Origin of the sequence: Methylobacterium sp. WL116 (genome assembly GCF_008039455.1) — a bacterium.
Classification (GTDB): domain Bacteria; phylum Pseudomonadota; class Alphaproteobacteria; order Rhizobiales; family Beijerinckiaceae; genus Methylobacterium.
This window is the reverse complement of record NZ_VRUV01000190.1, coordinates 1-8,003: the sequence shown is the minus strand read 5'-3', so window position 1 is coordinate 8,003 and position 8,003 is coordinate 1. Positions and strand designations below refer to the sequence as shown.

At 70.1% G+C, this 8,003-nt stretch carries 8 protein-coding genes; 4 read left to right on the top strand and 4 right to left on the bottom strand.

Going from position 1 to position 8,003, the window contains the following annotated elements:
- Nucleotides 1-383: acyltransferase domain-containing protein (locus FV223_RS14735; RefSeq protein WP_246689688.1), on the bottom strand; the 383-nt coding region annotated here is incomplete at its 3' end.
- A gap of 297 nt (nt 384-680) precedes the next feature.
- On the opposite strand from FV223_RS14735, the gene rpoZ reads away from it, so the two are divergent.
- From rpoZ to FV223_RS14715, 4 genes are all read left to right on the top strand, one after another.
- The gene (rpoZ, locus tag FV223_RS14730) at nt 681-1,091 is read left to right on the top strand and encodes a DNA-directed RNA polymerase subunit omega (RefSeq protein ID WP_147727742.1); all 411 of its coding nucleotides are present in this window, start codon (nt 681-683) and stop codon (nt 1,089-1,091) included.
- 172 nt (nt 1,092-1,263) lie between these two features.
- Nucleotides 1,264-3,510 (top strand): bifunctional (p)ppGpp synthetase/guanosine-3',5'-bis(diphosphate) 3'-pyrophosphohydrolase, encoded by a 2,247-nt coding sequence (locus tag FV223_RS14725; protein ID WP_147727741.1) that lies wholly within the window; start codon nt 1,264-1,266, stop codon nt 3,508-3,510.
- 315 nt (nt 3,511-3,825) lie between these two features.
- Nucleotides 3,826-4,416: an orotate phosphoribosyltransferase gene (gene pyrE / locus FV223_RS14720; RefSeq protein WP_147727740.1), complete on the top strand. Its 591-nt coding sequence runs from the start codon at nt 3,826-3,828 to the stop codon at nt 4,414-4,416.
- A gap of 336 nt (nt 4,417-4,752) precedes the next feature.
- On the top strand, nt 4,753-5,415 hold the full coding sequence (locus FV223_RS14715) for an NYN domain-containing protein (RefSeq protein ID WP_147727739.1): 663 nt from the start codon (nt 4,753-4,755) through the stop codon (nt 5,413-5,415).
- On the opposite strand, the gene FV223_RS14710 is transcribed toward FV223_RS14715, so the two are convergent.
- From FV223_RS14710 to dapA, 3 genes are all read right to left on the bottom strand, one after another.
- On the bottom strand, nt 5,412-5,987 hold the full coding sequence (locus tag FV223_RS14710) for a peroxiredoxin (RefSeq protein ID WP_147727738.1): 576 nt from the start codon (nt 5,985-5,987) through the stop codon (nt 5,412-5,414). The two genes, FV223_RS14715 and FV223_RS14710, sit on opposite strands and share 4 nt — an antisense overlap.
- A 311-nt stretch (nt 5,988-6,298) precedes the next feature.
- A complete protein-coding gene (smpB, locus tag FV223_RS14705; RefSeq protein WP_147727737.1) occupies nt 6,299-6,772 on the bottom strand; it encodes an SsrA-binding protein SmpB in 474 nt (157 codons plus the stop codon).
- A gap of 21 nt (nt 6,773-6,793) precedes the next feature.
- On the bottom strand, nt 6,794-7,693 hold the full coding sequence (dapA, locus tag FV223_RS14700; protein ID WP_147727736.1) for a 4-hydroxy-tetrahydrodipicolinate synthase: 900 nt from the start codon (nt 7,691-7,693) through the stop codon (nt 6,794-6,796).
- Nucleotides 7,694-8,003 lie beyond the last annotated feature (310 nt).

Here is an 8,003-nt window from a genome sequence, read left to right as displayed (position 1 = left end):
CCCTCGTCGTCGGTCTCGACGGGCGGCGCCAGGTTCTCGAGGCCGCGGAGCAGGTCCTCCTCGCTCATGCGGTCGAACTGCGGCGCGGAATCGTCGCTCGCGGCGGTCGGCGAGACGGCGGCGGCGAGGGCGGAATATTCCCCGAGCGAATGCCCGGCGACGAAGGCGACGTCGCGCGCGAGATCGAGCCCGCGCTCGGCCTCCAGCACCCGCAGCACCGCGAGGCTCGCGGCCATCAGCGCCGGCTGCGCGTTGGCGGTCAGCGTCAGCGCGTCGAGCGGGCCCTCGAACATCACGCGGGAGAGCGGCTGGCCCAGGGCGTCGTCGACCTCGGCGAACACGGCGCGCGCCTGCGGGAAGGCCTCGGCCAGCGCCTTGCCCATGCCGACGGCCTGGCTGCCCTGGCCCGGAAAGATGAGTGCCCGCACGGTCGCTCCGTCGCCTAACCCATTGTCGGAAAGGGCGGCGCAGTCGCACCACCCGCCGCGGGTGTCAACAATGCAGCGCACAAACGGAGCCTGCGCCCCGGAGCGTCGCGGCTCGGCGATTCGTGCCGTCGGCGGCACGGTCTCGCGGGGATGCACGACGCAATAAACCGCTGTGCTTGTTGCCAAACCGCAACCGGTGTATGAGCCGGCACCGCCCGACATCCCCGTATCCGCTGGAAGGAGCCGCCGCGCATGGCTCGCGTCACCGTCGAAGATTGCATCGAGAAGGTCGAGAACCGGTTCGAGCTGGTCCTGCTCGCGAGCCATCGCGCGCGTCTCCTCGCCGCCGGCGCGCCGCTCACCGTGGACCGCGACCGCGACAAGAACCCGGTCGTGGCGCTCCGCGAGATCGGCGACGAGACCATCACCGCCGACGACCTCAAGGAACAGCTGATCCACTCGATGCAGAAGTACGTCGAGGTCGACGAGCCGGAGGCCGAGGCCGTGCCGCTGCTGTCGAGCTCGCCCACCGCCGCCGCCGTCTCGCCGACCGCCGCGAGCGACGATTCCGCGCCGCAGTTCGACCGCATGAGCGAGGAGGACCTGCTCCGCGGCCTCGAGAACCTGGCGCCGCCCGTCGAGACCGACGACGAGGGCGAGTAGCCTTCGGCGTCGTCGCCGGACTTCGGACTTTCACGGGCCCGGCGGAGACGCCGGGCCTTTTGCTTGCGCGCCGCCCCGGCTTTCTCGGGCTGCGACGCATTCGGGGCTGGCGCGCGGCCGCGGCTTGCGTGAGACTTGCGCCTCCTCGCGATCGGAAAGGGTCTCCCGGCGGATGATGCGCCAGTACGAACTCGTCGAGCGGGTGAAGCGCTACAACCCCGCGACGAACGAGGCGCTGCTCAACCGTGCCTACGTCTACGCCATGCGCGCGCACGGCACGCAGAAGCGGGCATCCGGCGACCCGTTCTTCGCCCATCCCCTCGAGGTCGCCGCGATCCTCACGGACTTGCGCCTCGACGACGCGACCATCGTCGCGGCGGTGCTGCACGACACCGTCGAGGATACGGCGGCGACGCTCGACGAGATCCGCGAGCTGTTCAGCCCCGAGATCGGCGCGCTGGTCGACGGCCTGACCAAGCTCAAGCGCCTCGACCTCGTCTCGAAGCGCGCGGCGCAAGGCGAGAATTTCCGCAAGCTGCTGCTCGCCGTGGCGGCGGACGTGCGCGTGCTGCTGGTCAAGCTCGCCGACCGCCTGCACAACATGCGCACGCTCCAGCACATGCGCGCCGACAAGCGCGAGCGGATCGCGCAGGAAACGCTGGACATCTACGCGCCGCTGGCTGGCCGCATGGGCATGCAGGAGCTGCGCGAGGAGCTGGAGGACCTGTCCTTCCGCAACCTCAAGCCGGAGATCTACGCCACCGTCACGCGGCGGCTCTCCGACCTCACCGCGAAGACCGAGAGCCTGGTCGACACCATCGAGCGCGACCTGACCGCAAAACTCTCCGCCCGCGGGATCGAGGCCGCCGTCACCGGCCGCCAGAAGCGGCCGTTCTCGATCTGGTCGAAGATGGAGCGCAAATCCGTCGCCTTCGAGCAGCTCTCGGACGTGTTCGGCTTCCGCGTCGTCGTCGAGACGCTCGACGATTGCTACGCGGCGCTCGGCGTCGTCCATACCACCTGGCCGATGGTGCCGGGGCGCTACAAGGACTACATCTCGACGCCGAAGCAGAACGACTACCGCTCGATCCACACCACGGTGATCGGCCCGAAGAGCCAGCGCGTCGAGCTGCAGATCCGCACCCGGGCGATGGACGACATCGCCGAGTACGGCATCGCCGCGCACGCGCATTACAAGGAGGCCGGCAAGCTGCCGGCCGGCCGCGAGCCGGAGGGCGGCGTCGCCCCGCGGCTGGCGGCCGAGAGCGGCGCCTACCAGTGGCTGCGCCGCACGATCGAGCTGCTGGCCGAGGGCGACAGCCCCGAGGAATTCCTCGAGCACACCAAGCTCGAGCTGTTCCAGGACCAGGTGTTCTGCTTCACGCCGAAGGGCCGGCTCATCGCCCTGCCGCGCGGCGCCACGCCGATCGACTTCGCCTACGCGGTGCACACCGACGTCGGCAACTCGGCGGTCGGCGCCAAGATCAACGGCCGGATGGCGCCGCTGCTGCACGAGCTCGCCAACGGCGACGAGGTCGAGATCTCGCGCTCGGACGGCGCCGCGCCGCCGGCCGCCTGGGAATCGCTCGTCGTCACCGGCAAGGCCCGCGCCGCGATCCGGCGCGCGACCCGCTCGGCGGTGCGTCGGCAATATGCCGGCCTCGGGCGCCAGATCCTCGACCGGGCGTTCGAGCGCGCGGGCAAGAGCTTCACCGACGACAAGCTGCGCGGCGCGCTCCCGCGCCTCGCCCGCGCCTCGGCCGAGGACGTGTTCGCGGCGGTGGGGCGCGGCGAGATGTTCTCGGGCGACGTCGTGCGCGGCGTCTACCCAGACTACAAGGACGAGCGGAAATCGGGCCCGGCCGGGGTGCCGCAACCGGTAGTCAACGGCGCCGGCCGCCTGATCCGGTCGAAGGACCAGACCATGCGCCTGACCTTCCCGGGCGGCGGCGCGGCGGACGGAACCGACGCGATCCCGATCCGCGGCCTCGCCGGCGACCTGCCCGTGAGCTTCGCCCCGGACGGCGGCGCGGTGCCCGGCGACCGCATCGTCGGCATCCTGACGCCCGGCGTCGGCGTGACGATCTACCCGATCCAGTCGGCGGCCCTGGCCGCGTTCGACAACGAGCCCGAGCGCTGGCTCGACGTGCGCTGGGACATCGAGGCGGACGCCACCGAGCGCTTCCCCGCGCGGCTCGCCACGCAATCGATCAACGAGCCCGGCGTGCTGGCGCAGATCGCACAGGTGATCGCCGACCACGACGGCAACATCGACAACCTCTCGATGAAGCGCCGCACCCAGGACTTCACCGACATCGTGATCGACCTCTCGGTCTGGGACCTGCAGCATCTGAACGCGATCATCGCGGAGCTGCGCGGCAAGCGGACGGTGAGCCGGGTCGACCGGGTGAACGGGTAGGCGGCGCAACATCCTCCGATCCGTGCTTCTGCCTCGGCGGACGAGGCGCGCCCGCAATCGACGCACGGCCTTCATCCCGAAGCCGCACAGCGCAGCCCGGACGCTGGATCCGCCCATGGCCGCCGTCTCGATCGGCACCCGCGGCTCCGGATGCCGGCTTCGCCTTCTGCACTCGGGAACGACGGCGCGGAGCCGGAAACCAGGGTCGAGCGGCCGCGACGCGGTGCGCCGCGACGCTTCCCCTTCCGCTTGCCTCCACCTGCTCCCGCTGCCACAAGCGCGGCGTTCGCCATCACCCCGCGAGGAGCCGTGCGCATGAGTCCGGATGAGGTTCTCGCGGAGTTCCGCGATGCGGGCGCGCTGCTCGAAGGCCACTTCATCCTGAGCTCCGGCCTGCGCTCGGCGGTCTTCCTGCAGAAGATGGCGATCTTCTCCGAGCCGCCGCGCACCGAGCGCCTGTGCAGGGCGCTCGCCGCCGTGATCACGGCGCGCTTCGGCCCAATCGACATCGTCGTCTCGCCGGCGATCGGCGGCATCGTGCCCGGCTACGAGACCGCGCGGCACCTCGGGGCGCGGGCGATCTTCGTCGAGCGCGATGCCGGCGGCCCGTTCACCCTGCGGCGCGGCTTCAGCATCCCGGCCGGCCAGCGCGCGGTGATCGTCGAGGACATCGTCACCACCGGGCTGTCCGCGCGCGAATGCCTCGCCTCGCTGCGGGGCGAGCCCGGCGAGATCGTCGGCGCCGCCTGCCTGATCGACCGCTCGGGCGGCCGCGGCGAGATCGGCCTGCCTTTGCTCTCGCTCGTCACCCTCGACATCCCGGCCTATCCCCCCGACGCGCTGCCGCCCGAGCTGGCCGCATTGCCGCCGGTGAAGCCGGGCAGCCGCGCCATGCCGAAGGCCTGAGCGCCGGCCGACGGGCTCACGCGCGTTTGATCGTCCCGGCAGCAGATGTTTCGCTGTTGTTGCGGGGCGAATGAGAAAAAGATCGACGAGGTTGTGTCGACCGATCGTCGAAAGGACGTTTTCCGTCGAAGGTTGACACATTCCATCGTGCGCTTCACACATGCCGTACGGTCACTATTGCGCACCGTCGCCGGCGATTTTTGGAACAAGCAGCGTCCACTGTCCTCCGTTGGGCCGACTTTGCACCCGTAACCTTGATGCGTGTCGTCCACCTGCTTTTCCGCGGGCGGTACGTGCCATGATTGTTTTGGTTATATTTTAGAAATGGATCGTGCCATGAGTGCACTACAGCGCAGCGCCCTGTTCATCGACGGCGCCAACCTCTACGCGACGACGAAGGCCCTCGGCTTCGACATCGACTACAAGCGGCTTCTGAAAGAATTCCAGTCCCGCGACAACATGATTCGGGCGTTCTACTACACCGCGATGATCGAGGATCAGGAGTATTCCTCGATCCGTCCGCTGATCGACTGGCTCGACTACAACGGCTACCGCGTCGTCACCAAGCCCGCCAAGGAGTTCACCGACTCGCTCGGCCGCCGCAAGGTCAAGGGCAACATGGACATCGAGCTTGCGATCGATGCGCTCGAGCTGAGCCAGTACATCGACCACATGGTGCTGTTCTCCGGCGACGGCGATTTCCGCTCGCTGGTCGAGGCGATGCAGCGCCGCGGCGTGAAGGTGACGGTGGTCTCCACCATCCAGACCCAGCCGGCGATGATCTCCGACGACCTGCGCCGCCAGGCCGACGAGTTCGTCGACCTCGTGCAGCTGATCGGCAAGGTCGGGCGAGACCCCAGCGAGCGGCAGGCTCGCCCGGCCGGCGACCGGACGCGCGACTACGCCGAGCGGCCCGCCCGCGCCAACCCGGGCCTGGAAAGCCGCTACGGCATCCGTCAGGGCGCGAACGGAACGCCGGACGCCCCCGCGGAGGATTAGGCCTTCGCGGTTCCCTCCCCATCGAGCCAGGCCAGGATGTCGGCCGCGCTGCGATCGGGTGGGAACACCGGGTAGAACACCTTCGTCACGACGCCGTCGTCGACGACGAGGCTGAGCCGGCGTAGCAGGATGGTGCCGGCCGCCTCGAAGGTGGGCAGCCGCACTGCCATCGCGAAGGCGCGCGAGGCGTCCGACAACAGCGTGAACGGCAGCTGCAGGCGCGTCGCCGCCTCGCGCTGGTAGGCGCCCGTCTGCGTCGAGAGCCCGTGCACCTGCGCGACGCCGCGGGCCTTCAGGTCGTCATGGAGATCGCGGAAGCCGCACGCTTGCGGCGTGCAGCCGCGTGCGCCGGGAATCGCGTCCCAGTCCGCCACCAGGTTCGGCTGTCTCGGCTCGCCGGTGCGCGGATAGGCGAAGACCACTGTCCGCCCGGCGAGCTTCGCCAGCGAGACGCGGGTGCCGTCAGTCGCCGCGAGCGACACGTCCGGCAGCCTCATCCCGGTCAGGTGCGCCGCCGCACCGTCGTCGATCGGGGCGGGAAGGTCGGCGGGCAGGGCGAGGTTCGGGTCCATGGCGCGGCTCCGGTTCGAGCGGGCGATTCAACGAGATGGGGCATCGCGCACGCCCTCTCTCGTTCCAGCCTCGAAATCTGCTTTCTTTAACGAACATTTGCGCGTCGCTTCCCTCCCCCCTCTGCGGGGGAGGGTGGCCCGCGAAGCGGGTCGGGAGAGGGGAGCGACGGTGCCGGATACGGCGCTCCCCTCTCCCGACCCTCGCTCAGGCGAGGCCCACCCTCCCCCGCAATGGGGGGAGGGATGGCGCAATCGGACTCTCGCAGCCCGGCCCGGGCATCGACGAGCCGACCCGCGCGGCCGTCCGGGAGCTACCCCCGGTCGCGCATGATCCGGGCGCGGTCGCGCTGCCAGTCGCGCTCCTTGGCGGCCTCGCGCTTGTCGTGGGCCTGCTTGCCCTTGCCGAGGCCGAGCTCGACCTTCGCGCGGCCCTTCTCGTTGAAGTAGATCTTCAGCGGCACCACCGTGTAGCCCTGGCGCTGCGTCGCGCCGATCCACTTGTCGATCTGGCGGCGGTGCATCAGCAGGCGCCGCGGGCGCTTGGTCTCGTGGTTGAAGCGGCTCGCCTGGACGTATTCAGGGATGTAGGCGTTGAACAGCATCAGGTCGCCGCCCGACGGGCCGGCATAGGCCTCGCCGATGGTCGCGCGCCCGCTGCGCAGCGATTTCACCTCGGTTCCGGTCAGCGAGATGCCGGCCTCCAGGGTGTCCTCGATCGCGTAGTGGAAGCGCGCGGCGCGGTTGTCGGCGACGATGCGGCGGTTCGGTTCGGGTTTGGGAGCCATCGGTCTCTTCGGTGCCTGGCGTCAGCCGGCCAGGAGGCCGGCATGGCGCAGGGCGGCGTCGACGATCGCCTTGGTCGCGTCCGAGACCGGCACGAGCGGCAGGCGCACGTCGGCGCTCATGTGGCCGAGGCGTTCCAGGGCGTACTTCACCGGCGACGGGTTGGATTCGGCGAATAGCCCGACCTGGAGCGGCAGCAGCCGGTCCTGCAGCTGCAGCGCCTTGGCGAAGTCGCCCGACAGCGTCGCCTCCTGGAGGTCGGCGCAGAGCCGCGGCGCCACGTTCGACACCACCGAGATGCAGCCGTGGCCGCCATGGGCGTTGTAGCCGAGCGCGGTCGCATCTTCGCCCGAAAGCTGGATGAAACCCTCGCCCATGGCCTGCCGCTGGAGGCTGACGCGATCGATCTTGGCGGTCGCGTCCTTCACCCCGGCGATGTTCTTGAGCTCGAACAGGCGCGCCATCGTCTCGACGCTCATGTCGACGACGGAGCGCGGAGGGATGTTGTAGATGATGATCGGAATGCCGACCGCGTCGTTGACGGCCTTGAAGTGGGCGTAGAGCCCGCCCTGCGTCGGCTTGTTGTAGTACGGCGTGACCACGAGCACCGCGTCGGCGCCCGCCTTCTCGGCGTGCTGCGCCCGCTCGACCGCCTCGGCCGTGGAGTTCGATCCGGCGCCGGCGATCACCGGCACGCGGCCGCCGGCCTCGTCGATGCAGGCCTCGACCACGCGGTCGTGCTCGCTGTGCGTCAGCGTCGGGCTCTCGCCGGTGGTGCCGGTCGGCACCAGGCCGTGGCTGCCCTGCTCGATCTGCCAGGCCACGAACTTTCGGAACGCCGCCTCGTCGAAGGCGCCGTCGCGGAACGGCGTCACCAGGGCGGTCATGGAGCCCCGAAGGCGGCGCGCAGTGGTCTCGGTCATCTCGGGCGTCCCAGCCGGTCTCGTTGCCCGCTCCGGCCTGGGCCGGTGGTCCGGCGCCGCGCTGCGGGCGGCGCAGACATAGGGCTTCCGCCACCCCCGCGCAAACCCTTCGCGCACGCGGTTAATGCGTTCTTAACGCTCGGCGCCGAGGCTGTCCTTTGCCGGCATCCGTCGAAACCGGATCGCAGAGAGTGACCGCATCCATGGCGTCCCTCACACGCTCGCAGATCGTTGCCCTCGGCCTCGCGCTGACCGCGGGCGTGGCGCTGGCCGCGCCGGCGGTCGACCTGCCGCGTGTCCAGGCCCCGCC

What these genes read in the sequence shown, in the direction of transcription:
- FV223_RS14710 (WP_147727738.1), bottom strand. Translation starts at nt 5,987, where the DNA reads ATGGACCCGAACCTCGCCCTGCCCGCCGACCTTCCCGCCCCGATCGAC.
- FV223_RS14725 (WP_147727741.1), top strand. Translation starts at nt 1,264, where the DNA reads ATGATGCGCCAGTACGAACTCGTCGAGCGGGTGAAGCGCTACAACCCC.
- smpB (WP_147727737.1), bottom strand. Translation starts at nt 6,772, where the DNA reads ATGGCTCCCAAACCCGAACCGAACCGCCGCATCGTCGCCGACAACCGC.
- rpoZ (WP_147727742.1), top strand. Translation starts at nt 681, where the DNA reads ATGGCTCGCGTCACCGTCGAAGATTGCATCGAGAAGGTCGAGAACCGG.
- dapA (WP_147727736.1), bottom strand. Translation starts at nt 7,693, where the DNA reads ATGACCGAGACCACTGCGCGCCGCCTTCGGGGCTCCATGACCGCCCTG.
- FV223_RS14715 (WP_147727739.1), top strand. Translation starts at nt 4,753, where the DNA reads ATGAGTGCACTACAGCGCAGCGCCCTGTTCATCGACGGCGCCAACCTC.
- pyrE (WP_147727740.1), top strand. Translation starts at nt 3,826, where the DNA reads ATGAGTCCGGATGAGGTTCTCGCGGAGTTCCGCGATGCGGGCGCGCTG.